The sequence below is a fragment of the Streptomyces sp. ISL-36 genome, assembly GCF_018614205.1.
In the GTDB taxonomy this organism is placed as follows: Bacteria; Actinomycetota; Actinomycetes; order Streptomycetales; family Streptomycetaceae; genus Streptomyces.
In genome coordinates, this window is record NZ_JAGGOS010000046.1 from 1 (window position 1) to 26,819 (window position 26,819).

Below are 26,819 nucleotides of genomic sequence, written 5' to 3' on the forward strand. Positions count from 1 at the left end.
AGGACGTTCATGAAGAAGTACGGCAAGGGCCCGGTGAAGACGCGTCTTCAGGTCATCCAGGGCGGCGGCCACAACGCCAAGGGCTACATCCGGGGCATGGGCGACGGCTCGATCGGGTGGATCAGCGGGCACATGCAGGGCCCGATCCCGGCGCCGTAGCCACCGCCACGTAGCCGCCCGGCCCCGGAGCCGCCCGGCCGGAGCCGCCCGGGCCGTCGCCGCCCGCCCCGCGACCGCCCGGGCCGTAGCCCGCGCCGTCGCCGCCGCGCGCGCCACCGCCGCGCGGCCTCGGCCTAACGACCGCCGAGCAGCTCCACCCGTACGTCCGCCGGGAAGCCGGTCGTCGGTCCGGTCCGGCGGGCGAACTCGCGCACGCCGGCCAGCTGCTCGGGCCCGAAGCGGAAGTCCAGCGTCCTGAAGTACCGCTCCAGGAGCTCCGCGTCGAAGGACTCCCAGCGCGCGGCCTGTTCAGCGACCTTGGCGACCTCCACCAGCGACAGATCGCGCGAGGCCAGGAACGCCTGATGGACCTCGCGCACCGTCTCCGGCTCGCGGGCCAGGAAGTCCTTGCGTGCCGCCCAGACGGCGAAGACGAACGGCAGCCCCGTCCACTCCTTCCACATCAGCCCCAGGTCGTGGACCTGCAGACCGAGCCGCGGCGCGTCGTGCAGCGACGCGCGCAGCGCCGCGTCTCCGATCAGGACGGCGGCGTCCGCCTCCTGCATCATGAGGCCGAGGTCCGGCGGGCACGTGTAGTAGTCGGGCCGGACGCCGTGGCGCTCGGCGAGCAGCAGCTGGGCCAGGCGTACGGAGGTGCGCGAGGTGGACCCGAGGGCCACGCGCGCCCCGTCCAGCTGACGCAGGGGGAGCTGGGAGACGATCACGCAGGACATGACGGGGCCGTCGCAGCCCACGGCGATGTCCGGGAGGGCGACGAGATCGTCCGCGTTGCGGAGGTACTCGACGAGGGTGATGGGCCCGATGTCGAGGTCACCGCGCACCAGCCTCTCGCTGAGCTTCTCCGGCGTGTCCTTCGTCAGCTCCAGATCGAGGAGCGTTCCGGTGCGGGCCAGACCCCAGTAGAGGGGGAGGCAGTTCAGGAACTGGATGTGTCCGACACGGGGCCGGCTGCGCTGGTGGTCATCGGTTGCATTGTCCACAACGCGAGGCTAGACCCGTCTCGTACGGTGGACATCGCCGGGGCCACGCGTCAGCGCGTCGGGGGCGCGTCAAACGTGTGAGTGACGTGATCTTTCCCTCTAGTGCGTCCCACACTCTGCGTGCTACGCTCATCGCAAGTTGCAGTTTGGTTTCCCTTGCAGTACAGAGCCTGCGGAGCATGTGACCCGCAGGCTTTTGTAGTTTTCAGACTTGTTTGCAGGTTCTGGAGCAGGGCAACCCTTTGGCCCAAGGAGGGCTTATGGCTACCGGAACCGTCAAGTGGTTCAACGCTGAAAAGGGCTTCGGCTTCATCGCCCAGGACGGCGGCGGCCCGGATGTCTTCGTCCACTACTCCGCGATCAACGCGTCCGGGTTCCGCTCCCTCGAGGAGAACCAGGTCGTGAACTTCGACGTCACGCAGGGTCCGAAGGGCCCGCAGGCGGAGAACGTCACCCCGGCCTAAGTTGCCCGGGTCGGCGATCGCGCACGGCTAGAGAAGTACCCAAGGAGCCCCGCTCCGTGTCCTCGGGCACGAGCGGGGCTCCTGCCTTTGCTCCCCCCTCTGCTCCTGCCTTTGCTCCTGTTCCTTTCTGCCCCTTTCTGTCGGCCCCGGCTCGTAGGTTGGAGGGCATGACCGAACGCAAACCACCGGGCGTCAGCTTCGAGTCATTCGTGGACAAGCAGATCCGCGAGGCCGCGGAGCGGGGCGAGTTCCGGAAGCTGCCCGGCTTCGGCAAGCCGCTCGACGACGACCGCGCCCCCTACGACGAGTTGTGGTGGATCAAGGGGAAGCTGCACCGCGAGGGCGCGTCGGTCCTGCCGCCCGCGCTCGCGCTGCGCAAGGAGGCCGAGGACGCGAGGGAGGCGATCGGCCGGGCCGTCTCGGAGGCGCAGGTCCGCCGGATCCTCGGGGAGATCAACACCAAGATCGCCGCGGCGCTGGCCAGACCGCCGGCCGGTCCGCCGCTGAACCTGAGGCCGTTCGACGTCGAGGCGACGCTGCGGCAGTGGCGGGCGGGGCGGTCCCGGCAGGATCGGCGAGATACCCCCTAGCCGGCCTTCAGGGCGCTGCGGGCGCGGGCCCAGGTCGTCGCCGGATCGAACGTCTCCGTCTGCCAGGTCAGGGAAGTCAAGGATCCCCGGCCCCGGTACGCGCGCACGATCTCGACGTGCGGCGGCCAGGCGACGAAGCCGTGCAGGGCGGACTCGTCGCGCCAGACGGCCACCGAGCCCACCCGGCGGGACAGCGGCTGCGCCCACAGCCACATACCGTGCGCCCCGTCCAGCTCCGCCCAGCTCGCCGCGAGCATGCGGGCGGCGCGCCGGATCCCCGGCACGTCGGTGATCCGGTCGGGCCGGAAGGCGGTGACGCTGACGAGGACCGGGCCGGGCCGGCCGCCCTCCCGGCCGGGTGTCCAGGACGACCTCAGCACGCGGCACCGACGGAGCGGCCGAGCATCGCGAGGATCCGTTCCAGCGGGCCGGCGTCGGCCGCCGGCGCGAGGCCCGGCCGGAAGGGGCTGGCCGGAGCGCGCCGGAAGTCGTCGTCCGGGACGGCGCCGGCGATCGGCAGGGCGGCTGCCAGGACGTCGGGCCCGGGGTCATACGCACGTCCCAGGCTGCGGGCGACGTCCCAGCTGTGCGCCACGTAGTCGAGGAAGTGGAATCCGACGGCCCGTCGCGCCGGGAAAGTCCTCCCGGCGCCGAACTCCGGGAGGGCGAAGGGCTGCTCCGGGCCGTCCACGGCCGCGAAGGCGGTGAGGACCCGCTCGGCCGCCGCTTCGTACCCCCAGGGCGGCACTCTCCAGTGCGCCAGGTCGTGGCCGTGCCCGACTGCCGCGGCGGCGAACCCGTGGTGCTGGGCCGTCATATGGGCGAGCAGGTCGGCCAGGTCCCAGCCGGAGCAGGGGGTCGGCCGGGTCAGGTCCTCGGGGGTCACCCGACGTACCAGGGTCACGCTGTCCCGGATCACGCGCGCGTGGAGGCCTCGCAGGCGGTCGAAGTCCTCCCGTACGGCGTCCACCGATTTAGTAGGCATGTGCTTACGATGTGCCGAGGCATACGACTTGTCAACGGGTATTTTCGTGCCCATGTCCGAGTACGCAGCTCCCGGGGAGGAGCGCCGCCCCGATCTCGCCGCGATGGTCGTACCGCTGGGCCGCGCCCTGATGGCCGCGGAGCGGCCGATCCTGGACGCCCACGCGCTGACGATGTGGGCGTACGCGGTCCTGCTGCATCTCGACGAGGCCCCCATCCGCACCCAAGCGGCGCTGGCCGAGGCCATCCGCGCCGACAAGACCCGGATCATCGCGGTCCTCGACGACCTGGAGGCGCGCGAGTTGATCCGCCGCGTGCCCGACCCGCAGGACCGCAGGGTGCGCCTGCTGTCCCTGACGCCCGCGGGCCGTCGGCTGCGGGACACCGTGCAGTCCGCGATCCAGGAGGGCGAGGAACGTCTGCTCGCCCGTCTTCCGGCCGCGGACCGCGAGGCTTTCCTCAGGGCGCTTCGGGCCCTGTCGGACGCTTCCTAGCGCGTCGGGCGTCGGGCGTCGGACCCCGGCGCCCGTCGACACGCTCGCGAGGATCGCCGCACGCCACGCCGCTTCCATCGCCCAGGTGAAACTCGCGTGGCTCCTGGCCCAGTCCCCGGCCGTCCTGCCCGTCCCAGGCACCTCCTCGGTGGCCCACTGGGAGGAGAACATCGCGGCGGCCGGCCTGTGCCTCGACGACGAGAGCCTGGCCGAACCGAACGCGCTCACCACGGACGAATGGGGAACGACATGAAGAGCGCCGACCTGCTTCTCGACGCGATGGGCCGCGTCCAGGAGGCCGTGCACGGGGCCGTGGAGGGCCTGTCCGAGGACGACCTGGCGGCCAGGATCGACGCGGACGCCAACTCGATCGCCTGGCTCGTCTGGCATCTGACCCGTGTCCAGGACGATCACATCGCGGACGCGTTCGACACCGACCAGCTGTGGACGTCCGACGGTTGGAAGGGCCGCTTCAAACTCCCCTTCCCCGCGGGCGCCACGGGCTTCGGCCACTCCAGCAAGCAGGTCGGCCAGGTCCGCGCCCCGGCGGAGCTGCTGCTCGGCTACTACGACGCCGTCCACGAGCGGACCCTGGAGTGCCTCGCGGGCGTCACCAACGCGGACCTGGACCGCATCGTCGACGACTCCTGGGACCCGCCGGTCACCCTGGGCGTCCGCCTGGTGAGCGTCATCGCCGAGGAGAACCAGCACGCGGGTCAGGCGGCGTATGTACGAGGGGTGGTGGAGCGACGAGGAAGGTCGTGACGCGAGTCGGCATACGCTGTTATTCTCCGGCGGATCACGCACGGAAGCGACGTTCCGGGTGGGGGGAACCTCCGGCCGCCTCCACGCGTCCCGACCGCGCTCCCGAAACACAACCGCGGTCGCCTTCAGCGGAGGACCGCCTTGTCCCACTACGCTCGCGTGCCGCGTCGCAGGCTCGCCGCCGCGATCGGCACCGCTCTCGCCGTCACGGTCAGCACCTTGGCCGCCGTCCCGGCGGTCGCGGCCGGCCCGGCACCGGCCGACGGCACCGGTGTGACGGCCGCCGAGACGGACCAGCAGGACGTGCTCCCGTTGCCGCGCGACGCCGAGATCGTCGGCGCGGGGTCGACGGGCTTCCTGACCTGGGACGTGGACCGGGTGTGGACGAGCTTCGCCGACGGATCGTCGACCGCCTTCTCCTCACAGACGGCGGTCTACGGTGCCCATGGTTCGGACTCCGTGGTCCTCCACCGGAGCGACCTGCTCACGCTCAAGGACATGATCACGGGAGCGGTGGTGGTGAGCGTCGCCCCGGCGAGCGTCGGCGCCGGCAGCGTGTACGCGGGAGCCGTGGACTCGACCCTCCTCGTGGCGGTCGACAACGGGGTGGGGGGCAAGGACGTCCACCTGCTCGACCAGGCCGGCGGCACGGTGTCGGACCGCAAGGTGTCCGGCCTGCCGGCGAACGCGACCTCGGTGTTCGCCTGGACAGGTGGGTCCGGCGAGGCCCTGCTGACGTACCGCACCGACACGGTTTCGACGGGAAGGACGTACTGGGCCCTGCTGGACATCGCCACCGGTGCTGTCACGGAGACCCGCGAGGTGGTCTCCCCGTACCGCTCGAACGGAGATGTCGCCCTGTCGGCCACGCACCTGGCCTGGGTCGAGTACCGTTCCGCCACCGACACGACGGTGGTCGTCGTCGAGCGGGCGACCGGCAGGACGCAGCGCGTCCCACTGGGAGCCTCCACGCGGCACGTCGAAATCGGCCTGGTCGGACGGTGGTTGACGTACGGCCAGGTCGACGGCCTGCAGGATTACGAGCCGCACGTCCTGCACGCGGTGACCGCACGGTCCCTGGACACCGGGGCCACGCGCAAGCTCCTGGACCACCTGACCTCCGCCGTCACCGCGCCCGACGGCACCCAACTGGTGCGGGGCGGCACGACGGCGAAGGGCGAGGGCCTGTACCGCCTCTCCCCCGACGCCGACGGGGCCCCGGTCGGCGCGCTCGTGGCGAGCACGGGCGAATCGACCGGCGTGGCCGTGCTCGGTCACAACGTCCCCGCTGTGATCGACCTCGACCGCAACGGCGGTCGGACTCGGCTGGAGTGGCAGCTGTCGCGGTTCAGCGTGCTGGCAAAGGTCACGCTGCGCCATGTCAGGACCGGGGCGGCCGCCGAGGAGTACCTGTTCGTCTCCGGGGCCCCGAGCGGGCCCAACGTCCCCATCGGCAGTTACCCGTGGGCGGGCGAGGTCACGTCGGAGTGGGGCGGTTGGGAAAGCGCGCCGAACGGCGCGTACACCTGGGAGCTCCGGGCCGAGCCGCTCAATGGCATCGGGCCCACCCTGGTCACCTCGGGGAAGTTCACCGCCACCCGCAAGGCCGCTCCGCACGACTACACCGATAACGGCTCCCCGGACGTGCTCGCGCGCGACACCTCGGGCCGGCTGTGGCTCAACGACACGTTCTACTCGACGTCCGGGGAGAACCAGCTCACCCAGTTCCCCGGCACACCCCTCGGCAGCGGCTGGAACACCTACAGCCAGATCGAGGCGGCCGGGAACATCGCCGGCGCCCCGGCGGGCGACCTCGTCGCCCGGGACAAGGACGGCGTCCTCTGGTCCTACCTCGGCAAGGGCGACGGCACCTTCGCCCCGCGCACGAAGATCGGCACAGGCTGGAACACGTACACCCACCTTGTGGGCGTCGGCGACGCCGACCGCGACGGCCGCGCCGACCTCTACGCGTACAGCCGCGAGGGATCGACCTACCTCTACAAGGGGACCGGCGACTGGCGCGCCCCGTTCCGGACGCGCGAGCAGGTCCGCGTGGTGTTCACCGCCTCACGCACCTACAACCATTTCGCCTGATCACCGGTCCCACCAGGCGCGGCGCACCGTGCGCCTGGTGGGACTCGCCGCGCGGTTCGGCATCACCTTCGCCGGCCTCACCGGCTTCCTGACGGATCCGGCATCGTCGCCCAGACGGTCTTGCCGACCGGCCGGGCCTTGACGCCCCACGCCGTCGCGAGGGCGGCTACGAGCACCAGCCCGTAGCCGCCCTCGTCCGGTTCCCGGACGGGCTCCGGTTCGGACTCTCCCCGGGCGTCGGAGACCTCGATACGGAGGTGGTCGTCACCGAGGGCCAACCGCAGCTCGAAGTCGCGCCCCGGGACGCGGCCGTGGGTGACGGCGTTGTTGGCGAGCTCGGCCACGACGACGGCGATGGAGTCGGTCGCGGTGATCCCCCAGTCGTGGAGCTGCTGCACGGCGAGCAGGCGGGCCAGCCGTGCGCCGCGTCGGGTGGCCGACAGGCGAAGGGCGAACTCACCGGTTGGAGTGGTGGTTTCCGTCTTCATGGGGCCGAGCCTGGTACCCCGGTCGTACGCTGACCAGCAACGACGGCACGACGCTGAGTAGCGGTACGAGCACGCCCAGAAGGCGGTACGGATGTCGGGGAATCAGGAGGAGCGGCCGGAACGGCCGTCCGAAGTCGACGGTACGGCGCACCTGTTCAGTGCGCTCGGGAAAATCATCAAGACGCTGCGGAGGAACGCGGGCCTGAGCCAGGCGGAGCTGGCCGAGGCCACGCACTGCAGCGAGGACCTCGTCTCGTCCGTGGAGCGCGGGGTACGGACTCCCCAGCCCGACTTCCTGCTGCGGGCGGACCGGGCGCTGGGAGCCGGGGGCGTTCTGGTGGCGGCGGTGGACGACGTCCGGGAGGCGCTGGCCAGGGCGCGGACACGGCACCCGGACTGGTTCCGGGACTTCGCGAAGGCGGAGGCGGAGGCGGTGGCGCTGCACTATTACGCCGTGCAGGCCGTACCGGGCATTTTGCAGACGGAGGCGTACGCGCGGGCGGTGTTCCGCCACCGCCGCCCCATGTGGGACGAAGAGACGATCGAGAAGTGGGTGGCCGACCGCCTGGCGCGGCAGGCGATCTTCGACAAGTGGCCCGCGACCACGATCAGTTTCGTGCTGGAGGCAGCCGTGCTGCGCCGCCCTACCGGTGGATGGGAAGTACACCGCGAGCAACTGCGCCGCATCCTGGAGATCGCCCGGCTCCGTACGGTGCACCTCCAGGTGATGCCTCTGGAGCACGAGGAACACCCGTCCCTGGACGGGTCCTTCACCCTGCTGACCCCGCGAGGGCGGCGAGAGGTCGCGTACACCGAGATCTACGGGCATGCCCGGCTGATCACCGACCCGGAAGAGGTACGCCAGTACACCGAGCGCTATGGGATCATCCGGGCGCAGGCACTCACGCCCCACGAGTCCCTGGCGGCCATCGAGAAGATGCTGGGAGAGCTATGAGCACCACGGAACTGGCCTGGTTCAAGAGCAGCTACAGCAGCGGTGAAGGCGGCGAGTGCATCGAAGTTGCCTATGACTGGCAGAAGTCCAGCTACAGCAGCGGTGAGGGCGGCAACTGCGTCGAAATCGCCGCCCACCCCACCACCGTCCACGTCCGCGACTCCAAGAACCCCCACGGCCCCCAGCTCGCCCTCGCCCCCGCCGCCTGGGCTTCCTTCCTCCGGCCGTACAACCAAAACGCCTGACCAGAGGTCCAACCGGGCGGGGCGCAGTTCGCGCCCGGTTGGACCTCTGGAGGATCAGGCCTTGGCCCACGCACGTACGTCCCGACGGCGGCTCGGTTCGGCGGTCACCGCCGTCCTGGCCCTGACCGTGGGCACCCTGGCCGTACCGGCCGTCGCCGCCCCGGCCGATCAGGCTGTGGCGGCCGCGGCAGCCGCGACGCAGACCACGTCGGTGACGTTCCCGCTCGGCGCCGAGATCGTCGGTGCCGGGTCCGCCGGTTTCCTCACGCGCGGCACCCGGGAGAAGCCGGAGCTGCGCTGGACGCGGTACGCGGACGGCACCTCGACCGTGCTGTCGACGACCGGCAACGCGGCCGACGGCTCCGCCTCGGACGTCGTCGTGACGGGTGACGCCTCCGCTCCCTTCCAGTACCGCGTCGTGCAGCTGCACGACATGGCCACCGGCGCCGCGCCCGTGACGATCGATCTGGACGCGCTCGGCTCGAACTACGCCTACGTGGAGGCCGTCGGCTCGACGCTCCTCGTCGAGGTGGAGAACACCGACGGCACGCGCGAGCTGCACCTCGTCAGCAAGTCCGGCGAGACCGTTTCCGACCGGAAGGTGACCGGGCTGCCGGCCGGTACGGGCTGGTTCACCGCCACGGCGGGTGTGCCCGGCCAGGCACTCGTGGGCTTCGACCGGGGTTCGGGCAGCAATGCCAAGGGCGGCGGCCGGGCGGTGGTCGATCTGGTCACCGGGACCGTCACGGAGACGTACGAGGGCTCCCGGGCCGGGTATCTCAGCTCCCAGCTCGCCCTCTCCGCCACGCACGCGGCCTGGACGGAGTACGTCGACGGCGTCGGCGTCGAGATCGTCGTGGTCGAGCGGGGCGCCGGCAGCGGCCAGGCACCCCAGCGGATCCTCCTCGGCAAGACCGAGGAGTTCTCCATCGGGCTCGTCGGAAGCTGGCTGACGTACGCCGACCCCGAGCCGCTCACCGCGAGCATGGGCAGCGCCCTCGCGCCGTTCCGGGCGCGGTCCCTCGTGTCCGGGGAGACCGTCACACTGCTTGAGCACATGACGTCCGCCCAGCCGGGGCCCGACGGCACCCTGCTCGTGCGGGGCGGCACCGTGGACTCGGGCGAGGGGCTGTACCGCCTCTCCCCCGGGCAGAACGGCACGCCGCCGCTCGCGGAGCTGGTCGCCACGACCGGTGAGCCGACCAAGGTCACGCTCACCCGCGGCGACACCGTCCCCGCCGTCATCGCCCTCGACAAGGACCGCGGCCGGGTGCAGCTGCAGTGGCTGCTCAGCCGCCGCAATGTCGATCTCTCCGTCGAGCTGACCCACACGGCCACCCGCCGGGTGTGGCAGGAGTACGTTCCGGCGAACGGCGCCGCGACCGGGCCGGGCGCCCTCGGTGTGGTGTGGGACGGCTCGTTCCGCGACGACCGGGGCGACGCCGACGCCCTCACCGCCGCGTACAACGGCGACTACACCTGGCGGATCACGGCGAGTCCGACGAACGGCATCGGACCGGATCTGGAGACGACGGGAACGTTCAAGCTCGCCCGCAAGGCCGCCCCGCACGACTTCACCGACAACGGCTCGGCGGACCTGCTCGCGGTCGACTCCTGGGGCACGCTTCTCACCTACGACAGCAACTACCTCGTCGGGGCGGACCGCATCCACTGGCACTACGCCGCGACGCTCGGCACCGGCTGGAACATCTACAACAGCGTCACGGCGGCGGGGAACCTCGGCGGCTCCGCGCACGCCGATGTGATCGCCCGCGACAAGAGCGGCGCCCTGTGGTTCTACGCGGGGCGCTACGACGGGTTCGCGCCGCGCGTGCGGATCGGTACCGGCTGGCAGATCTACGCCAAGACGGTCGGGGGCAGCGACCTCACCGGGGACGGCCGCTCGGACCTGCTCGCCACCGACACGGCGGGCGCCCTGTGGCTCTACCCGGGCACCGGCAACGCGACCGCGCCCTTCGGCGCGCGCAAGAAGATCGGTACCGGCTGGGGCATCTACAACCGGATCACCGCCGTCGGCAACATCGCCGGAGGGACCGCCGGAGACCTCGTGGCCCGCGACAAGGACGGTGTCCTCTGGTCGTACCTCGGCAAGGGCGACGGCACCTTCGCGCCGCGTACGAAGCTCGGCGGCGGCTGGAACGCCTACAGCCACATCGTCGGCATCGGCGACGCCAACAAGGACGGCCGCCCCGATCTGCTGGGATACACCGCCCGGAGCCTGTACCTCTACCCGGGCACCGGAGACTGGCGCGCCCCCTTCGGCCCCCGATCGGAGCACGCCAACCCCAACTACGGGGAGGCCGCCGAGTCCCCGTTCTGACCGCCCCGCGCGATGGGGTGGGCGGTGACCGCGTCCTTCGAGCCGGCCGCCGCTCACCCCACTCTTCGTCCTCGCCGGACATCTGTGGCGTGACGATCGATTCAGATCGTAGGATAGCTCCGCTATCCTGTCGCCCATGCAGGGGGAACTGGAAAACAGCTCTGGTTTAGCCGGTAGCGGGGCCATGCCGCTCGAGTCGGGCGATCCCCGGCGGATCGGCGCGTTCAAGCTGCTCGGCGTGCTCGGCTCCGGCGGCATGGGGCGGGTCTATCTCGGCGCCGTGCCCGGGAAGTTCGCGGCGGTCAAGCGGGTGCTGCCCATTCTCGCCGAGGACGCGGACTTCCTGAGCCACTTCGGGCACGAGCTCGACAACCTGGCCAGACTGCCCGGCAGGGCCAGCGCGAGGCTACTGGCGAGCGACCGCACGGCACAACCACCTTGGTTCGCCACCGAGTACATACCCGGCATCACCCTCAACGAGGCGATCCGGCTGAACGGCGGCCCGCTGTCCGGTGCCGCGCTGTGGCGGCTGCTGCGGGACGCGGCGGCCGGGCTGCGCGCGGTGCACGAAGCCGACATGGTGCACCGGGACCTCAAGCCGTCCAACGTCATGCTGACCACCGACGGGCTGACCCTGATCGACTTCGGGGTGGCCCGGGCGGCCGACCAGAGCCGGCTGACCCGGACCGGCATGGTCATCGGGACTCCCGCCTACATGGCGCCGGAACAGGCCGTGGCCGAGCGGGAGTTGACCGGCGCGGCGGACGTCTTCGCGCTCGGCAGCCTGCTGCTGTACGCGGCGAACGGCCGTCCGCCGTTCGGTGACGGCTCCGGGCCCGGCCTGCTCTACCGCGTCGTCCACGGCGATCCGGACTTCGGGCGGCTGGCCGAGGACGACCCGGAGCTGGTGGAGGTCGTACGGTCCTGTCTCGCCAAGGACCCGGCGGCCCGGCCGACGGCCGCCGAGCTCGTCGGCCTCACCGGCGACCACGCGGAGGCCGCGCCGTGGCCCGCGGTCGTCGCCGAGCGGATCGCCGAGCGGGCCGCCTTCGCCGCGGAGGCGCCCACGGCCGAGCAGCTCGCGGAGCCCGAGGAGGCAGGGCAGGCGGGACCGGGAGGACCGGCCGGGGACATCGGGACGATACCGCTCACTCCACAGGGCTCGAAGGAGCCCGCGACCGCCTCGCCCGACCCCGCCGTCGCCACCGGGCCCGTCGAGCCCGGCAGACGGCGCGAGCGGCGCAACCGCTTCGTCATGCTCGCCGTGCCCGTCGTCGTGGCCACCGGCACGACCCTGACCGTCGCCCTCGGTCCGTACGAGATCGGCCGGCTGGGCGCCGGCCCCCGCCCCTCCGACTCGCCCTCCGTCGTCGTCTCGCAGCCGCCGCCGGGCGGGCCCGCGTCCGTGACCCCGTCCTCCCGGCCGCCGTCCTCCGGCCCCGCGGGCTCCCCTTCGGGATCCCCCTCGGGCGGGCCGCATCCCGTACCGCCCACCACCGGCGGAGCGGGGGGCGGCGGCGCCGCGGGCGGCACCCTGCCCGGCTCAGGAAGCGGGTCCGGTGGCGGGTCCGGCGGTGGCTCCGGAAGCGGCTCAGGTGGCGGCTCCACGGCGACCGGCGGCGGCGGGTCGAGCACCACGTCCGGGGGCTCCAGCACGTCCAGCTCCTCGGGCGGTTCCGGCGGGGGTTCCACGCGGCCCGCGCCGCCGCCGACCACCGGCGGCTCGGCACCGTCGGGGACGTACTCCCTGAAGAACGCCTCCAACGGCTACTGCCTGGCCGAGTTCACCTCCGCCTACAGCTCCATGCACACCCAGGCGTGCGGCTCCCCGGCGTCCAACGGCGGCAGCGTCTCGTACGCCTGGACCTACTCGGCGGGCTCGGACGGCACCTTTCTGCTCGTCAACAAGAAGACCGGCCACTGCCTGGAGTCCAGGGGCTATGCCGGCGTCCAGGCCGTCGCCTGCAGCGGCTCCAACGCTCAGTACTGGCGGATCGGCGCCACGAAGTCCGCCGGGCGGACCATCCAGAACGTGGGCGACAGCCTCTGCATGGCGACGAGTTCCCTGGTGGTCGCGGTCAGCTGCAACGCAGGGGACAGCGCGCAGCTCTGGCGGAACATCTCACCCGTGTGAGCGGCGGGGACCGAAGACCGGGACCATGACGTCTCCCTCCGGCCCCTCCGGCCGGAAGCCGACCTCCAGCTCCATGCCGATCCGGAGGTCGGCCTCGGGGGCGTCGACCACCTCGGTCATCATCCGCGGGCCCTCCGCCAGGTCGACCACCGCGGCGACGTACGGCACCCGTTCGCCGAACGGCGGGAGGTCGTTGCGGTGGACGACGGACCAGGTGTAGAGCGTGGCCCGACCGCTCGCCGTCTCCCACGCCACGTCCTCGCTCCAGCAGAAGGGGCAGAACTCGCGCGGGTAGTGGTGCGCCCGGCCGCAGGCGGCACATCGCCTCAGCAGCAGACGGCCCTCCCCCGCCGCTTCCCAGTACGGGCGGGTGAAGGCGTCGACGTCCGGCACGGCGGTCACCGGAAGAGTCCGATCGCGTGGTCGAGGGACCAGGTCTGCCAGGACATGGCGAAGAGGGCCACCAGCGAGATCAGCGCCATCATCGCGTTCTGCCCCTGCTCGGCCCAGTCGTGGATCATCAGGACGAGGTAGAGGAGGTTGAGGAGCAGGCCGCCGACGAGGGCGACCGGGGTGAGGAAGCCGGTGACCAGGCCGAGGGCGAGGGCGAGTTCGGCGTAGACGACGACGTACGCCATCAGCTTGGGGCGGGGGGCGACGACGGCGTCGAAGCCGCCGCGCACGGCGGCCCACCGGTGCTTCGCGGCGACGTCGGCAGCCCAGGCGATCCCCGTGCCGCGCTCGAACCAGCCCTTCCTGTCCTTGTGGCGCCAGCTCTCCAGCCACCACAGGCCGAGGCCGATGCGGAGGACGGCGAGCCATTCGGCGCCGGTGAGCCAGATGGTCTGCATCGCTCGATACCTGCCCCTCGCGAACCTGATCTGACGGTACGTCAGTTCAGCGGATGAGGGGGGTTCTCCGCAAGACCTCCGCGAGCGTGACCGATTCGCAACCGATTCCCATCTTGACCGAGACCCAACAAGTGATCACGCCATTACGCTCAGCATTCATGGCCAACACCCCCCATGGCAGACCCAACCATCCCGTATACGTCATCGGCGGCGGACCCGGCGGGCTCGCCGTCGCCGCCGCCCTGAGCGCGCGGGGCGTACGAGCCGTGGTCCTGGAGAAGTCCGACGCCGTCGGCGCCTCGTGGCGCGGGCACTACGACCGGCTGCGGCTGCACACGACCCGCCGCCTCTCCGGTCTGCCCGGGCTGCCGATGCCCCGCTCCTTCGGGCGCTGGGTCGCCCGCGCGGACGTGGTGCGGTATCTGGAGAAGTACGCCGAGGCGCACGAGCTGGAGATCGTGACGGGCGTCGAGGTCTCCCGCGTCGAGCGGGCCGAGGACGGGGAGAGCTGGCTCCTGCACGCGACGGGCGGGCGCCTGCTCACGGGACGGGCCGTCGTGGTGGCCACCGGCTACAACCACACGCCGCACATGCCGCAGTGGCCGGGACTCGACACGTACGGCGGCGATCTCGCGCACGCGAGCGCCTACCGCGACCCGGCCGCCTACCAGGGCCGTGACGTGCTCGTCGTCGGCGCCGGGAACACCGGGGCGGAGATCGCGGCCGATCTCGCCGAGGGTGGCGCCGGCCGGGTGCGGCTCGCGGTCCGCACGGTCCCTCATATCGTGCGCCGCTCCACGGCGGGCTGGCCGGCCCAGCGCACCGGCATCCTGGTGCGCAGGCTCCCGGTCCGCCTGGTCGACAAGGCGGGTGAGCTGATGTGCCGCCTCTCCGTGCCGGACCTCGCGCGGCACGGGCTGCCCCGGCCGGACACGGGGCTCTACTCGCGGGTGCGCGAGGGCGCGATCCCGGTGCAGGACGTCGGCCTGATCGACGCGGTGCGCAGGGGCGCGGTGGAGATCGTCGGCGCGGTGGAGTCCTTCGACGGCGGCAAGGTCGTGCTCGCGGACGGCACACGGATCACCCCGGACGCGGTGATCGCCGCAACCGGCTACCGGCGGGCCCTGGAAGGGCTGGTGGGGCACCTGGGCGTGCTCGACGAGCGGGGGCGGCCCGCGGTGCACGGTGCCCGGACGCCGCGCGAGGCGCCCGGGCTGTACTTCACGGGCTTCACGAACCCGATCAGCGGGATGCTCCGGGAGTTGGCGATCGACGCGGAGAGGATCGCCCGCGCGATCCGGAAGGCGTCGGCCCGCCCGGCCCGCCCGGCCCGCTAGGACCACCCGGACCGTCAGGACCCCGGGCCCGCGAGGACGCGGTGGGGCGGTGGGGCGGTGGGGCGGTGGGGCGGTGGGGCGGTGGGGCGAGCCTCCGCCCCGCCTCACCCTGCCTCACCCCACCTCACCCCGGCTCAGACGACGGCGTTGAAGCCGCCCCAGCCCGTGCCGATCTTCACGCGCGGCTTCAAGCCGCCCCGGCCGTCGCCGTCGTACCGCCACAGCACGCCCGAGCCGTCCCGTGCCAGCAGGTCCGCGGCACCGTCGCCGCTCAGGTCGCCGACGCCCGTCAGCCGGTAGCCGCTCCAGCCCGTGCCGATCTGGACCCGCGGCTTCAGACCGCCCGCGCCATTGCCGTCGTACCGCCACAGGAGACTGCCGTCCTGCACCAGCAGATCCGCGATCCCGTCACCGCTCAGATCGCCGACGCCGGTGAGGCGCAGACCGCTCCAGCCTCCGGTGCCGATCTTCACGCGCGGCTTCAGACCACCCGCACCCGTGCCGTCGTACCGCCACAGCACACCACCGTCCTGCACCAGCAGATCCGCGATCCCGTCACCGCCGAGATCGCCGGCACCGGTGAGACGCAGACCGCTCCAGCCTCCGGTGCCGATCTTCACGCGCGGCTTCAGACCACCCGCACCCGTGCCGTCGTAACGCCACAGCGCACCCGCGCCGTCCTGCGCCAGCAGGTCCGGGACTCCGTCACCGCCGAGGTCGCCGACGAGCGCGAGCCGGTAGCCGCTCCAGCCGGTGCCGATCTGGACCCGCGCCTTCAGACCGCCCGCGCCGTTGCCGTCGTACCGCCAGAGCAGGCCGCCGTCCTGGGCGATCAGGTCGGGAGCACCGTCGCCGGTGAGGTCGTGCTGGAGCTGTCCCGGGGCCGGGAGGCCGACCGGGACGACCCAACCGGCTTCGGGGACGGTCACGTCGGTGGTCGTGAGCGTGGTGCCGGGGCCGCCGGGGGTGGTCGCCGAGTGGACGGTGAGCTGCTGCCGCGTGCCGCCGGAGATGTACACGATGCTGCTGCCGTCCGGGGACCACTCCGGCAACATCACGGACTCGCCCGTGGTCATCCGCGTCTCGACGCCGGTCGTGAGGTCCCGGACGTAGACGTCGTAGCCGTCGCTCCGGTTGGCCGCGAAGGTGATCTTCCGGCCGTCCGGGGAGAACGAGGGGTGCAGGCCCTGGGTGACCGGCTGCGGGGCCGCGCCGGTGCGCGGGTCGTAGAGGTGGATCGTGCTGCCGCGGAGGAAGACCAGGCGTCCGTCACCGGCGACGTCGATCTGGCCGTCCCAGGTCCGCTCGGGCTCGGCGAAGACGTAACCGAGGCCCGTGCCGTCCAGGTTGACCTGCATCACGCGTCGCCGGTCGTGTCCCGGCTTGGTTCCGAAGCCGAGGTAGAGCTTCGTCCCGTCGGACGACCAGTCGAGCTCGGCGAGCCAGCCGTCCGGCTCGTCGATGTCCATACGGACGGGCCGGGCGCCGGTGCCGTCGGCCGCGGCCACCCAGATGTCGGCGTAGCCGTCCTGGCTGATGAAGGCGAGACGGCGGCCGTCCGGGGAGTAGGAGGCGCCGGTGATCTCGGCCTTGGGCAGACCCGTACCGCTCGGCACGAGGGCGCGCCGGTCCGTGCCGTCGGCGTCGACCGTGACGAGGCGGGTGGTCCGCAGGCCGTCAACGGTCGCGTGTTCGGTGTAGACGACACGGGGCTTCGGTGCGCCGGCGACGGCGGCCGGGGTCGCGGCCTGCGCCGGGGCGGCGATGGTGGCACCGAGCCCGGCCGACGACGCGAGGACCGCGAGGGCGACACCGAGGGCCCGGGCGCGTCCCCGCGCACGGCGACGGTTCGTGACGTGGAACAAACTTCCCCCTGGAAGTAGATGCGGTACGGACGCAATGACTCACGCGTCCCGGGGTAGACCCTCAAGCGACCCGCATGGTTGTACGAGACATCCGGCCGCCCGTCCGCGGTACTCCCTGCACGCCCATTCCTGACTGAGCGTCAGACTTGTAATCTGACTATGCGTCAGGTCACAGCGAACGGGACGGACGGGCGGAGCGCAACGATGCTTGGATCGACTCACGGCACCTTCACCACCGATCTCCGCGCCCGCGTGGTCGCCTGCGGAGAGCACCCCGGGGCCCGCGGGACCGCCGTCCACGGCGTCACCGCCGTGGACGGTGACCGGGACGTCAGCGGGCGACCCCTGCATGCCCCCGTCCCCGACCTCGACCGGTTCTTCCGCCCCCGGTCCGTCGCCGTCGTCGGGGCCTCCGACGCCGAGGGACGGCCCAACACCGGTATCACCCGGCAGCTCATCGCCTGGGCCGAGCGGGTCGGCGCCGACCTGATACCCGTGCACCCGACCCGCACCGCCGTCTTCGGGATCCCCTGCGCGCCCTCCGTCACGGCCCTCGCCTCGACGCACGCCGAGCCCGTCGACCTCGCCGTCCTCCTGGTCGCCGACCCGCTCCCCGTCGTCGAGGAACTCGCCGAGGCGAAGGTGCGGTTCGCCGTCGCCTTCGCCTCCGGCTTCGCCGAGACGGGACAGGAGGGCGCCGACGCGCAGGAGCGGCTCGCCGCCGCGGTGCGGCGCTCGGGGATCCGCCTCCTCGGGCCGAACACCAACCTCAACGCCTTCGAGCGTTTCCGCGAGGACCTCGACGGACCCGCCATCGCGCTGATCACCCAGTCCGGCCACCAGGGCCGGCCCGTCCACACCCTCCAGGAACTGGGCGTACGGCTCTCCCACTGGGCGCCCACCGGCAACGAGGCCGATCTGGAGACCGCCGACTTCATCTCGTACTTCTCGCAGCTGCCCGAGGTCGGGTCCATCGCCTGCTACGTCGAGGGCCTCAAGGACGGGCGCTCCTTCCTGCTCGCGGCCGACCGGGCCGCGCGGCGCGGGGTGCCCGTCGTCGCGGTGAAGGTGGGCCGGACCGAGACCGGGGCGCGGACCGCCGCCTCGCACACCGGCAAGCTCACCGGCGCGGACCAGGTCGTCGACGCGGCCATGCGGCAGTTCGGGGTGATCCGGGTCGACGGGCTCGACGAGCTCCAGGACACCGCCGCCCTGCTGGCCCGCGCGCGCAGGCCCGTCGCCGACGGCGTCGTCGTCTACTCGATCTCGGGCGGCACCGGCGCGCACTTCTCCGACCTCGCCACGGCCGCGGGTCTGCGGCTGCCGACACTTACGCAGGCCAAGCAGGACGAGCTGCACCAGTGGATACCGCCGTACCTGAACGTGGCCAACCCCGTCGACAACGGCGGCCACCCGGTGGGCGACTGGCGCGGCCGGAAGATCATCGACGCGATCCTCGCCGACCCGTCCGTCGGCGTCCTGATCTGCCCCATCACCGGGCCGTTCCCGCCGATGAGCGACCGGCTCGCCCAGGACCTGGTGGACGCGGCGGAGGCCAGCGACAAGCTGGTGTGCGTGGTGTGGGGTTCGCCGATCGGGACCGAGGCCGCCTACCGCGAAACCCTGCTCGGCTCCTCGCGCGTCGCCACCTTCCGTACGTTCGCCAACTGCATCGGGGCCGTGAATGCCTACCTCGACCACCACCGCTTCACCGCCGGCTACCGCTCCCCGTTCGACGAGGCCCCGCGCACCCCCTCCCCGTCCTTCCGCAAGGCGCAGGCCCTGATGCGCCCGGGCCGGCAGCTCAGCGAGCACGCCGCGAAGCAGCTGCTGCGGGCGTACGGGATCCGGGTGCCGCGCGAGCAACTGGTCACCAGCGCGGCCGCCGCCGTCCGGGCGGCCGGCCTGGTCGGCTACCCGGTCGTGATGAAGGCGTCCGGCGCCCAGATCGCGCACAAGTCCGAACTGGGCCTGGTCAAGGTCGGCCTGACCTCGGCGAGCCAGGTGCGGGACGCGTACCGCGAGCTCACCGACATCGCCCGCTACGAGGGCGTCGACCTCGACGGCGTCCTGGTCTGCCAGATGGTGGGGCGCGGGGTCGAGATGGTGGTGGGCGTGACGCGCGACCCGCTCTTCGGGCCGACGGTCACCGTCGGGCTCGGGGGCGTCCTGGTCGAGGTCCTGAACGACACCGCCGTCCGCGTCCCGCCCTTCGGCGAGGCCCAGGCCCGGGACATGCTGGGCGAACTACGCGGCCGGGCGCTGCTCGACGGGGTACGGGGAGCGCCGCCCGCGGACGTGGACGCGCTGGTGGAGGTGGTGCTCCGGGTGCAGCGGATGGCCCTCGAACTCGACGGGGACCTCGCCGAACTCGACATCAACCCGCTGATGGTGCTGCCGCGCGGACAGGGCGCGGTCGCCCTGGACGCGCTCGCGGTGTGCCGATAGGAGGCCTGTCACGTGGAGGACGCAGGGGAAGAGGTCCTGCACGCCGTCGAGAACGGCGTCTCGTGGATCACGCTCAACCGGCCCGGGGTGATGAACGCCGTCACCTGGGACCAGCGGGAGCGGATCATCGCGCTGCTCGGGGAGGCCTCGGCCGACCCGGACGTACGGGCGGTGGTGCTGACCGCGACCGGCCGGGGGTTCTGCGCGGGCGCGGATCTGCGCGGAGGGCCCGCCTCGCGGCCGGAGCGGGTCCCCGGTGACGTGGCGCGGACGATCCGGCTCGGGGCGCAGCGGCTGATCGGGGCCGTACTGGACTGCGAGAAGCCGGTGGTCGCGGCGGTGAACGGGACGGCGGCCGGGATCGGCGCCCATCTGGCGTTCGCCTGCGATCTGGTGCTGGCGGCCGAGTCGGCGACGTTCATCGAGGTGTTCGTCCGGCGGGGTCTGGTGCCGGACGGGGGCGGGGCGTACCTCCTGCCCCGGCTGATCGGTCCGCGGCGGGCGAAGGAGCTGATGTTCTTCGGGGACGCGGTGGGTGCGGCGGAGGCGCGGGAGATGGGCCTGGTGAACCGGGTCGTGGCCGCGGAGGAGCTGGAGAAGACCGCACGGGAGTGGGCCGAACGCCTCGCCCGGGGCCCGACCCGGGCGCTCGCCCTGACCAAACAACTGGTGAACGCCTCCCTGGACTCCGACCGCGCGACGGCCTTCGCGGCGGAGGCGGCCGCGCAGGAGATCAACATGACGACGCGGGACGCGAACGAGGGGGTGGCGAGTTTCGTGGAGCGGCGGGCGCCCCGGTACGAGGGCCGGTAGCGCGGAAAGGGCCCCGACGACGTACGTTGTCCCCTCAACGTCCTTTCCACGAGGGGTACATCATGAGCGTTTTCGGTACAGGTCCGGTCAGCCGGAGAGGACTCATACGGCTCGGCGGGGGCGCCGCCGCCGGTCTGGTGCTCGGGGGCGTCGGCGCCACGACGGCGCAGGCCCGGACCATGGCCGGGGAAGCCGGGGTCACGGCGCTGCCCGGCTCGATGGCCTTCGACCTGAGCGACCCGTCGGACGCCCTGTTCATGCACAAGCAGGCCTGGTGTCCCACGGTGATGCAGTGCGCGGGCTATGACCATCTGAACAAGCACTGGTACGTCGCCCAGGTCATGTACAACCCGGGGGACGGGGTGTCCTACGCCACGCGGAAGCTCGAGGGCGACATCGCCATCACCAAGCTGAGCGCGGACGGCTCGACCAAGCTCGGGCGGATGTATCTGCGCGGGTTCGGGCACGGCGCCCAAATCGGCATCGAGGCGACGGCGGCGGGCTCGGCCCCGTACATCTGGATCGAGTACGACTCCGAGCCGAACTCGGACGCCACGGGCTTCGGTACCAAGGTGTGCCGGATCAAGTACGTGGGCCCTGCGGCCGATCAGCCGCCGCGGAGCTTCCACTGGGACGATCCCGAGGACCGTACGGCCATGAACTTCAAGGACCGTACGCCCGACGCACTCAAGCTGCCGGGCGCCGGGACGACGCTGAGCGCGCCGCGGCCGGTCGTCGACATGCAGCACCGCCGGCTGCTGGTGCGCTTCAACCGCAACGGGCAGCTGCAGTGCGCGGTCTGGGACCTGGACGCCGCCATCGCCGGCCCGCTGGGCGAGCCGCTGCACCACTTCGCGGATCTGCCGAGGCCGGTGTACGACGCGCAGGGGTTCTGCCTCTACGGCTCGTACATGTACATGTACGAGGGCGAGGCGTACGCCAGCGGCGGGCCGACCGACACGACGGACGTGGGCACCACGTACATCACCAGGGTCGACCTGAACACCGGGGTTTCGGAGCGTGCCCTCACCCGTGCCCTCAAGAGCCTCACCTTCCGGGAGCCGGAGGGCATGAACGTCATGCTCGTCCCCGACCCGGCGCGTCCCGGTGCGTACCTGCCCCGGCTGACCTTCGGTTTCGCCTCGGGCGAGTCGGGCGACCGCCGGGTGAACATCGCGTACAAGGACGCGTTGATCTGATCGCGGCACCGTCCGACGGGGGCCGGCCCGAGGGTTCCTATCTGACGACACGTCAGGTTCAATGGACGGTGTGATGGGACACGCTGGGATGGCGGCCACCGCCGTCCGATACCTCAGGTCGGCCGGTGCGCCCACGGCCGTGGAGCACCACCCCGCGCCACGACTCCGTGCGGTACGGGACGACGAGCGGCTGCCCGTCGACCCGGCCGAGTTCCGGCGTGTGCTCGGGCACTTCGCGAGCGGGGTCACGGTCGTGACCTCGCTCGATCCCGGCGGTCCCGCGGGCTTCGCCTGTCAGTCCTTCGCGTCCCTCTCCCTGGACCCGCCCCTGATCGCGTTCATGGTCGCGCGGACCTCGACCACCTGGCCCCGCATCGCCCGCGCCGGTGCCTTCTGCGTGAACATCCTCGGCTCCGACCAGGGGGAGTTGTGCCTGGGCTTCGCGCGCAGCGGCGCGGACAAGTTCGCGGGGGTGGCGTACGACCCGGCGCCGGTGACCGGGGCGCCGCGCCTGGAGGGGGTCCCCGCCTGGGTGGACTGCACGATCGCCCAGGTGCACACGGGGGGCGACCATCTGATCGTGGTGGGGAGGGTCGAGGCGCTGGGGGCCGAGGACGAGGGCGCTCCGCTGCTCTTCCACCGGGGGCGGTTCGGGCGGTTCACGCCGTAGCGCTCGCGGCCACCACCGGCCTGCGGCGGATCACCAGGGCCATCAGGGCCGCGGCGGCGCACAGCGCGCCCGAGGCGTACCAGACCACGTCGTACGAGCCGAAGACGTCCCGGGCCAGACCGCCCGCGAAGGCGACCACCGCCGCGCCCACCTGGTGGGAGGCGAGGACCCAGCCGAAGACGATGGCGCTGTCCTCGCCGTAGTGCTCACGGCACAGGGCGAGCGTCGGCGGGACCGTGGCCACCCAGTCCAGGCCGTAGAAGACGATGAAGAAGACCATCGGCGGGTGGACGGACGGGGCGAGGAGCAGGGGCAGGAAGAGGAGCGACACCCCGCGCAGCGCGTAGTACGTGGCCAGCAGGCGCCGGGACTCGAAGCGGTCGGTGAACCAGCCGGAGGCGATGGTGCCGACGACGTCGAAGACGCCGATCACGGCGAGCAGCGAGGCCGCCGCGGTGACGGGCATGCCGTGGTCGTGGGCGGCCGGCACGAAGTGGGTCCGCACCAGGCCGTTCGTCGAGGCGCCGCAGATCGCGAAGGTGCCGGCGAGGAGCCAGAAGGGGCCGGTGCGGGCCGCCTTGAGGAGCACGGTCACCGCGCGGCGGGCGGCGCCCTGGACCGGTGCGGGCTTCGGGACGAACTCCGCCGCGCCGTAGGGCGCGAGGCCCACGTCCGCCGGGTGGTCGCGCAGCAGCAGCCATACGAAGGGGACGATCACGAGGGCGGAGAGCGCGACGGTGACCGAGGCCGGCCGCCAGTCGTGGTGCTCCACCAGCCACGACAGAAGGGGCAGGAAGACGAGCTGCCCTGAGGCGCCGGCCGCCGTGAGGATGCCGGTCACCAGCCCGCGCCGGGCCACGAACCACCGGTTGGTCACCGTCGCCGCGAACGCCAGCGCCATGGAGCCGCTGCCGAGGCCGACGAGGACGCCCCAGAACAGGACGAGCTGCCAGGCCGCCGTCATCCACACGGTGAGCAGCGAGCCGAGCGCGATCACGCTGAGCGCGGCCGCGACGACCCGCCGGATGCCGAACCGGTCCATCAGCGCCGCGGCGAACGGCGCCGTCAGTCCGTACAGCGCGAGGTTCACCGACACCGCGAAGCCGATCGTGCCGCGCGACCAGTCGAACTCGTGGTGCAGCGGTTCGATCAGCAGCCCGGGCAGCGAGGCGAAGGCGGCGGCGCCGATGATCGTGACGAAGGTGACGGCCGCGACGAACCAGGCGCGATGGAGGCGAGGGGTGCGGACGGTCGGGGTCGGCGCGGGGGCCTTGGTTGTCTGGGTCACGTCACACAGCATCGTGATCCGTGACCGCCCCCACCACTGGCCCGAATGACAGCTTTCGCAAAGATCGGGCCACGCGGCGGAAGACCCTCAGATCCGCGGCAGGGTTCTGATCGGGCCACCCGGCGGGAGACCCTCAGATCCGCGGCAGCGTTCTGATCGGCCGCACCACCAGCAGCGCCACCACCACCAGCACCGCGATCCCCGCCCCCGCCAGCAGGACCTCCTCCGTGCCCACCGCCTCCGCCACCGGGCCGGCGAGCGTCCGCCCCGCCGCCATCATCAGCAGCGAACCGGCCACGTCGTAGGCGTGCATGCGGTTCAGCGCGTCCTGCGGCACATGCGTCTGGACCGAGGTCGACCACATCACCAGCCAGAACGCGAACGCCGCCCCGCCCAGGAACTGACCCACCCCGAGGACCGCCACGGAGGCGCCGGATCCGAGCAGGAAGAGGTTGACCGGCAGACCCAGCAGCGCCACGGCGCCCGCCGCCAGCGGGCGGCGCGGGCGCAGCCGCAGGGCGAGGAGCCCGCCGGCCGCGCTGCCGGCGCCGTTGACCGCCATCAGCACCCCGTAGGCCGCCGAGCCGTGCTCGCCGGTCACCAGGGTGGCGGTCAGCGGGACCATCGGCCCGGCGACCGTCAGCCCGTACACCGTCCAGATCGCGATGACCCCCCACAGCCAGCTGCGGGCCCGGAACTCCCGCCAGCCGACGGCCATTTCGGCGCGCAGCGAGCCGCGCGCAGCCGTGTCCGCGGGAACGGCGGGGATCCGCATCAGACCGAGGCACAGCGCGCTGACGGCGAAGGTCAGGCCGTTGGCGCCGAAGGCGGCCCCCGCGCCGGAGAGCGCGACGAGCAGACCGGCCACGGCTGGGCCCGCCATGGTCATCAGGGACTCCACGACCCGCAGGACCGCGTTGGCGCGCTGCACGTCGGGGGCGATGCGCGGGATCGTGGAGGCCACCCCGGGCTGGAAGAGGGCGGCGCAGACCCCGCTGACGGCGGAGAGCGCGTACACCGTCCACAGCGGCGGGCTGCCGGCGGTGAAGGTGACGGCGAGGACGGCCGCGCCGGGCAGCCGCAGCACATCCGCGATGATCATCATCCGGCGGGCGGTGAAGCGGTCCGCGAGGACGCCGCCGAAGACGACGAAGAGCGCGAAGGGGCCGATCCAGGCGCCGAGGGCGTATCCGACGGAGGAGCCGGAGTGCCCGGCGCCGAGCAGTCCGGCGGCGAGGGCGACGGGCACCATGCCCTCACCGAAGACGGCGGCGGCCCGGGCCACGAAGAAGAGCCGGAAGTTACGGTTCCAGAGGGCAGCCGCCCCCGCGGGTACGGGAATGGGTTCCCGGACCTCAGACTTGTACGGGAAGTGCTCCGCTTGCTTGTCCGTCACGGACCCGACTTCTAGCAGCAAATGGTCTGGACCACAAAGGGATTTACGAGGGGTCTCGTCGTGCCGCACCGTATCGCCGTCCTCGCCCTGCCGGGCCTTCTCCCCTTCGAGCTGGGCATTCCGCACCGGATCTTCGGCCGCGCCAAGGACCCCGAGGGCCGTCCGCTCTACACGATCGCGACCTGCGCGCCGGTCGCCGGGCCGGTACCGACCGACGCGGACTTCGCCATCCAGGTCGAGCACGGACCGGAGGCCCTGGCGACGGCGGACACGGTCGTCGTCCCCGCCTCGTACGAACTCGGCCCGGTCTACGACGAAGGACGCCTGACCGACGAGCTGGCCGCCGCGCTCGCCCACATCCGGCCCGGAACACGGCTCGTCTCCATCTGCACGGGCGGGTACGTGCTCGCCGCCGCCGGCTACCTCGACGGGCGCCCGGCCACCACGCACTGGGCCTCGGCCGAGCACTTCCAACGGCTGTTCCCGAGCGTACGGGTCGACGCCGACGTCCTGTTCGTCGACGACGGGGACGTGCTCACCTCGGCGGGCGTCGCCGCCGGGATCGACCTGTGCCTGCACATCGTCCGCCGGGACCACGGGACGGCGGTCGCCAACGAGGTGGCGCGCAGGACCGTCGTACCGCCGCACCGGGACGGCGGGCAGGCCCAGTACATCGCCCGCCCGCTCCCCGAGCCCGGGTCGGCGACCACGACGGCGGCCCGCGCCTGGGCCCTCGCGCATCTGCACGAGCCGATCCAGCTGCGGGACCTGGCGGTACGCGAATCGATGAGCGTACGGACGTTCACGCGCCGCTTCCGTGAAGAGGTCGGCGTCAGCCCCGGCCAGTGGCTCACCCAGCAGCGCGTGGAACGGGCCCGCCACCTCCTGGAGTCCACCGACCTTCCGGTCGACCAGGTGGCGCGGGACGCCGGCTTCGGCACGCCCCAGTCGCTCCGCTCCCACCTCCAGGCGGCCATCGGCGTCACCCCGACGACCTACCGCCGCACCTTCCGGTCGGGCGCGGTGGGCTGAGCGGCCGGCCGCCCGGGGACCTCGATCCGGCGCTCCCCCACCGCGCCGACCGCCGTCAGGAGCACGGTCAGGCCGACACCCCACAGGATGGCCGTCGAGGGCGCCACCACCTGCAGCAGGCCGCCCGCGAGCGAGCCGCTCGCCGCGTAACCGGCGCCGACGGCCGCGTACATGACCGAGTACCCGGCGGCCAGAGCGCTCGGCGGCAGCATCTGGCGCAGGGCCAGATTGCGGGTGAGCATCGCCGGGGCCTGGAGGAGACCGGCCAGGGTCAGCGCGACGGCGATCGCCCCCGCCGAGGGCAGCACGGCCATCAGGGCCACGCCCCCGGCGACACCGAGGATGAGCACGAGGGACTGCACCGGGAGCCGGCCGGGCCAGCTGCCCCGCAGTCCGTACACGAAGGCGCCCACCGCCGAGCCCATCGAGAACCCGGCGAGCAGGGGCCCCGCCCAGCCGATGCCGATCGCCCGCTGTTCGAGAAGGGCGGGCAGGATCAGCTCCGCCAGGGCCAACAGGGTCAGACTCCCGGCGCCCATGACGTACACCGGCCACACCCGCATGAGGACGCGCCGCATCGGCTCGCCGTGCTCCTGCGCCTGCGACGGCCAGCCGGCCGGCAGCGCCCACAGCCCGGCGACCGAGGCCGCCATCAGCCCGGCTTGGAGCAGCAGCGGGACGGCCGGGTCGACGCCGAGCGCCAGACCGGTCACGAGCGCGGGTGCGGCGGCCCAGATGGCGAAGGTCAGCACGGACTCCATGCTGAGCGCCTGGGTGACGGCCTTCTCCGGGACCAGGCTGGTGAGCAGCGCACGCAGACCACCGGGAGAGGCGGCCGGCCCGGCGCCCGCGAGGAAGGCCGACAGACCTAGGAGGACGGGATGCGCGCCCTCGGCGAACCCGAGCCCCGCGAAGCCGAGAGCGCCCACCACGAGGCCGACCGCCAGATGCGGCCGCGCCCGCTCGGGGTTCATCCGGATGCCCAGTACGGGCGCGGCGACGATCTCGCCGAGGACGTACGCGGCGGCGAGCACCGCCCCGAGGGTGTATCCGCCGGGCCGCTCCCGCACCAGGAACACGAGCGCGAGCGGCGCCATCGCCACCGGCAGCCGGGCGGCCAGGGCGACGGCCGACCAGACGAGGACGGGGCGGGTGACGAGCGCACGGTAGGACATGGCCACGACCGTAACGGGCGGACGGTCGTGG

The 26,819-nt window shown here is 72.5% G+C and carries 25 protein-coding genes and 1 pseudogene; 16 read left to right on the forward strand and 10 right to left on the reverse strand.

Going from position 1 to position 26,819, the window contains the following annotated elements:
* Positions 1–293: 293 nt before the first annotated feature.
* Positions 294–1,160: a menaquinone biosynthetic enzyme MqnA/MqnD family protein gene (locus tag J7E93_RS12015; RefSeq protein WP_215068318.1), complete on the reverse strand. Its 867-nt coding sequence runs from the start codon at positions 1,158–1,160 to the stop codon at positions 294–296.
* A gap of 260 nt (positions 1,161–1,420) precedes the next feature.
* Between J7E93_RS12015 and J7E93_RS12020 the strand changes: the two genes are divergently transcribed.
* Together J7E93_RS12020 and J7E93_RS12025 are read left to right on the forward strand one after the other, a co-directional pair.
* Positions 1,421–1,624, forward strand: coding sequence for a cold-shock protein (locus J7E93_RS12020; RefSeq protein ID WP_003967102.1), 204 nt, complete (start codon positions 1,421–1,423; stop codon positions 1,622–1,624).
* Positions 1,625–1,791: 167 nt separating this feature from the next.
* Complete coding sequence (locus tag J7E93_RS12025) at positions 1,792–2,214, forward strand: DUF1992 domain-containing protein (RefSeq protein ID WP_215068320.1); 423 nt, start codon at positions 1,792–1,794, stop codon at positions 2,212–2,214.
* On the opposite strand, the gene J7E93_RS12030 is transcribed toward J7E93_RS12025, so the two are convergent.
* The gene (locus J7E93_RS12030) at positions 2,211–2,594 is read right to left on the reverse strand and encodes a hypothetical protein (protein ID WP_215068322.1); all 384 of its coding nucleotides are present in this window, start codon (positions 2,592–2,594) and stop codon (positions 2,211–2,213) included. The two genes, J7E93_RS12025 and J7E93_RS12030, sit on opposite strands and share 4 nt — an antisense overlap.
* A complete protein-coding gene (locus tag J7E93_RS12035) occupies positions 2,588–3,199 on the reverse strand; it encodes a TIGR03086 family metal-binding protein (RefSeq protein WP_215068324.1) in 612 nt (203 codons plus the stop codon). Before J7E93_RS12035 ends, J7E93_RS12030 begins: the two co-directional genes overlap by 7 nt.
* Before the next feature lie 52 nt (positions 3,200–3,251).
* On the opposite strand from J7E93_RS12035, the gene J7E93_RS12040 reads away from it, so the two are divergent.
* The 4 genes and pseudogenes from J7E93_RS12040 to J7E93_RS12055 all read left to right on the forward strand — a co-directional run bounded on the left by J7E93_RS12040 (position 3,252) and on the right by J7E93_RS12055 (position 6,551).
* Complete coding sequence (locus J7E93_RS12040; RefSeq protein WP_215068326.1) at positions 3,252–3,692, forward strand: MarR family winged helix-turn-helix transcriptional regulator; 441 nt, start codon at positions 3,252–3,254, stop codon at positions 3,690–3,692.
* A 46-nt stretch (positions 3,693–3,738) separates the two neighbouring features.
* Positions 3,739–3,945: pseudogene (locus J7E93_RS12045) on the forward strand (aldo/keto reductase); the annotation flags it as partial.
* A complete protein-coding gene (locus J7E93_RS12050; RefSeq protein ID WP_215068328.1) occupies positions 3,942–4,457 on the forward strand; it encodes a DinB family protein in 516 nt (171 codons plus the stop codon). The pseudogene J7E93_RS12045 and the gene J7E93_RS12050, both read left to right, overlap by 4 nt.
* A 141-nt stretch (positions 4,458–4,598) precedes the next feature.
* On the forward strand, positions 4,599–6,551 hold the full coding sequence (locus J7E93_RS12055; protein WP_215068330.1) for a VCBS repeat-containing protein: 1,953 nt from the start codon (positions 4,599–4,601) through the stop codon (positions 6,549–6,551).
* Positions 6,552–6,628: 77 nt separating this feature from the next.
* Here the strand turns inward: J7E93_RS12055 and J7E93_RS12060 are convergent, their stop codons facing one another.
* Positions 6,629–7,039, reverse strand: a complete 411-nt coding sequence (locus J7E93_RS12060) for an ATP-binding protein (protein ID WP_215068331.1) — start codon at positions 7,037–7,039, stop codon at positions 6,629–6,631.
* 91 nt (positions 7,040–7,130) lie between these two features.
* Here J7E93_RS12060 and J7E93_RS12065 point away from each other — a divergent pair, with 91 nt between their 5' ends.
* The 4 genes from J7E93_RS12065 to J7E93_RS12080 all read left to right on the forward strand — a co-directional run bounded on the left by J7E93_RS12065 (position 7,131) and on the right by J7E93_RS12080 (position 12,714).
* Positions 7,131–7,994, forward strand: a complete 864-nt coding sequence (locus J7E93_RS12065) for a helix-turn-helix transcriptional regulator (RefSeq protein WP_215068333.1) — start codon at positions 7,131–7,133, stop codon at positions 7,992–7,994.
* A complete protein-coding gene (locus tag J7E93_RS12070) occupies positions 7,991–8,239 on the forward strand; it encodes a DUF397 domain-containing protein (RefSeq protein ID WP_215068336.1) in 249 nt (82 codons plus the stop codon). Before J7E93_RS12065 ends, J7E93_RS12070 begins: the two co-directional genes overlap by 4 nt.
* A 61-nt stretch (positions 8,240–8,300) precedes the next feature.
* A complete protein-coding gene (locus tag J7E93_RS12075) occupies positions 8,301–10,580 on the forward strand; it encodes a VCBS repeat-containing protein (protein WP_215068338.1) in 2,280 nt (759 codons plus the stop codon).
* A 184-nt stretch (positions 10,581–10,764) separates the two neighbouring features.
* On the forward strand, positions 10,765–12,714 hold the full coding sequence (locus tag J7E93_RS12080; protein WP_215068340.1) for a serine/threonine-protein kinase: 1,950 nt from the start codon (positions 10,765–10,767) through the stop codon (positions 12,712–12,714).
* On the opposite strand, the gene J7E93_RS12085 is transcribed toward J7E93_RS12080, so the two are convergent.
* Positions 12,703–13,116 carry a Zn-ribbon domain-containing OB-fold protein gene (locus J7E93_RS12085; RefSeq protein ID WP_215068342.1) on the reverse strand — a complete coding sequence of 138 codons (414 nt, stop codon included), beginning with the start codon at positions 13,114–13,116 and terminating at the stop codon, positions 12,703–12,705. The genes J7E93_RS12080 and J7E93_RS12085 overlap by 12 nt on opposite strands.
* Positions 13,113–13,565, reverse strand: coding sequence for a DoxX family protein (locus tag J7E93_RS12090; protein WP_215068344.1), 453 nt, complete (start codon positions 13,563–13,565; stop codon positions 13,113–13,115). The genes J7E93_RS12085 and J7E93_RS12090 overlap by 4 nt, the downstream gene beginning before the upstream one ends.
* A gap of 158 nt (positions 13,566–13,723) precedes the next feature.
* Here J7E93_RS12090 and J7E93_RS12095 point away from each other — a divergent pair, with 158 nt between their 5' ends.
* A complete protein-coding gene (locus tag J7E93_RS12095; protein WP_251066431.1) occupies positions 13,724–14,902 on the forward strand; it encodes an NAD(P)/FAD-dependent oxidoreductase in 1,179 nt (392 codons plus the stop codon).
* Positions 14,903–15,036: 134 nt separating this feature from the next.
* Here the strand turns inward: J7E93_RS12095 and J7E93_RS12100 are convergent, their stop codons facing one another.
* A complete protein-coding gene (locus J7E93_RS12100) occupies positions 15,037–16,767 on the reverse strand; it encodes an FG-GAP-like repeat-containing protein (RefSeq protein ID WP_215068348.1) in 1,731 nt (576 codons plus the stop codon).
* A 204-nt stretch (positions 16,768–16,971) separates the two neighbouring features.
* Here J7E93_RS12100 and J7E93_RS12105 point away from each other — a divergent pair, with 204 nt between their 5' ends.
* The 4 genes from J7E93_RS12105 (at position 16,972) to J7E93_RS12120 (ending at position 21,897) form a co-directional block, all read left to right on the forward strand.
* Entirely contained in the window at positions 16,972–19,215 is a 2,244-nt protein-coding gene (locus tag J7E93_RS12105) for an acetate--CoA ligase family protein (RefSeq protein ID WP_215068350.1), read from the forward strand.
* Positions 19,216–19,227: 12 nt separating this feature from the next.
* Entirely contained in the window at positions 19,228–20,028 is an 801-nt protein-coding gene (locus tag J7E93_RS12110) for an enoyl-CoA hydratase/isomerase family protein (protein ID WP_215068352.1), read from the forward strand.
* Between the two features lie 62 nt (positions 20,029–20,090).
* Positions 20,091–21,227 (forward strand): hypothetical protein, encoded by a 1,137-nt coding sequence (locus J7E93_RS12115; protein ID WP_215068353.1) that lies wholly within the window; start codon positions 20,091–20,093, stop codon positions 21,225–21,227.
* Between the two features lie 88 nt (positions 21,228–21,315).
* Positions 21,316–21,897, forward strand: a complete 582-nt coding sequence (locus J7E93_RS12120; protein ID WP_215068617.1) for a flavin reductase family protein — start codon at positions 21,316–21,318, stop codon at positions 21,895–21,897.
* Here J7E93_RS12120 and J7E93_RS12125 read toward each other — a convergent pair.
* Complete coding sequence (locus J7E93_RS12125) at positions 21,887–23,197, reverse strand: MFS transporter (protein ID WP_215068355.1); 1,311 nt, start codon at positions 23,195–23,197, stop codon at positions 21,887–21,889. The genes J7E93_RS12120 and J7E93_RS12125 overlap by 11 nt on opposite strands.
* Before the next feature lie 121 nt (positions 23,198–23,318).
* Positions 23,319–24,527, reverse strand: coding sequence for an MFS transporter (locus J7E93_RS12130; protein ID WP_308368445.1), 1,209 nt, complete (start codon positions 24,525–24,527; stop codon positions 23,319–23,321).
* A 114-nt stretch (positions 24,528–24,641) separates the two neighbouring features.
* Here J7E93_RS12130 and J7E93_RS12135 point away from each other — a divergent pair, with 114 nt between their 5' ends.
* Positions 24,642–25,613 (forward strand): helix-turn-helix domain-containing protein, encoded by a 972-nt coding sequence (locus J7E93_RS12135; protein ID WP_308368391.1) that lies wholly within the window; start codon positions 24,642–24,644, stop codon positions 25,611–25,613.
* Here J7E93_RS12135 and J7E93_RS12140 read toward each other — a convergent pair.
* On the reverse strand, positions 25,577–26,788 hold the full coding sequence (locus J7E93_RS12140) for an MFS transporter (protein ID WP_215068361.1): 1,212 nt from the start codon (positions 26,786–26,788) through the stop codon (positions 25,577–25,579). The two genes, J7E93_RS12135 and J7E93_RS12140, sit on opposite strands and share 37 nt — an antisense overlap.
* Positions 26,789–26,819: the final 31 nt, after the last annotated feature.